Genomic DNA, 1,497 nt, shown 5'->3' with positions numbered 1-1,497 from the left:
GGCGCTTGGCTGAGATCAAAGGGCTCGATAAACGCGGCTGCGGCTTCCTGTTCGGTTTGTTCGCCGAGGACTGCTGTCTGTAATGTAAACGGCACCTCGTCATGGATGCGCTGCACCGGCTCGCCGCTTTCGTCCTGTTCGAAGGATGTCCGAAGCGACTCGTGGCGCTTGATTAGCTCTTTAAAAGCCCTGTCCAGCCTTTCGGGGTCCAGCTCCCCTTCCAGCTCTAACATAGCCGGCATATTGTAGCCTATCCCTCCGTCCTCCAGCTGCTGAAGGACATAGATCCTTTTTTGGGCGGAGGAAACCGGATAGGCCTCGCGCTTTTCAGCCGGTTTCATCGCTTCATATGGACTGTCCGTTCCTTCACGGATAACGGAAGCCAGCCCTTCTACCGTCGGATGGGCAAACACATCTTTCAGCGCCACCTGTACATCGAATTCTTTGGCGATCCGTGAAACAAGCGCCGTTGCTTTTAAGGAATGTCCTCCGCGGTCGAAAAAGTTGTCGTGAATCCCGACAGGGCCGTTTTTCAGCACGTCCTCCCACAGCTGGGCAAGCTTCATCTCTGTCACATTTCTCGGCGCCGTGTAGGCCTCCTCATCTGCCGCTCCGCCAGGAGCTGGCAGGGCGTTTCGGTCAAGCTTGCCGCTTGGCGTAACCGGCCACTGTTCCATCTCTATTATATGGGCTGGGATCATGTAGCTCGGCAGCAGTCTTTCAAGCTGCGTCCGCACTTCGTTTCTTCTTAGTCCTTCTGTATAGGCGCATAATTCCGGCTCGCCGCTGTCTGTCCGTACGGTAACGGCTGCCTCTCTGACGCCTTCAATGCTTCTAAGCGCTGCTTCAATTTCTCCAAGCTCGATACGGTAGCCCCTGATTTTGACTTGATCATCCAAACGGCCGAGGAATTCAACATGTCCGTCAGGAAGCCAGCGCGCCAAATCCCCGGTTTTGTACATGCGTTCACCCGGGTAAAACGGGTCCTCAAGAAAACGCTCCTCCGTTAATGCCGGCCGATTCAAATAGCCTCTGGCCACACCCGATCCGGCAATGTACAGTTCGCCGGCGACCCCGCAAGGCTGTACGGCTAAATGCGGATCTAAAACATACAAACGCGCACCGGGTACGGGTTTTCCAATCGGAATCCGCAAGCGATCCCTGTCCCGCTCTGGATCCAACACGTAAAATGCCGCGTCTACCGTCGCTTCTGTCGGCCCGTAGCCATGAATCAGCGATACCTGCGGCAATAAAGAAGCAAAACGGGCTGCCACATGGGGCGCAAGTGGTTCACCTCCGGCGAATACACGCTTCAGGCTTGTCCCATCACCGAGCGCTTTCATTTCCGCTTGATCCAGAAAGCTGTTCAGCATAGCCGGAATAAAATGAGCCGTTGTCACTTTTTCCTGATGAATGGCTTTTACAATCAATGCCGGGTCTTTCTCCCAGCCGGGCGGAAGCAGATAAGCCGAAGCGCCGGAAAGGGACCACCAAAAC

General features: G+C 55.2%; 1 protein-coding gene. It reads right to left on the bottom strand.

What is annotated here, in order from left to right:
* The coding region (locus tag BSI_RS0121815) for an AMP-binding protein (protein ID WP_032732420.1) at nucleotides 1-1,497 on the bottom strand (1,497 nt) is incomplete at both ends.

The organism is Bacillus inaquosorum KCTC 13429, from assembly GCF_000332645.1.
GTDB lineage: Bacteria > Bacillota > Bacilli > Bacillales > Bacillaceae > Bacillus > Bacillus inaquosorum.
Note: the sequence above shows the minus strand (reverse complement) of the source record. Positions and strands in the feature narration are given on the sequence as shown.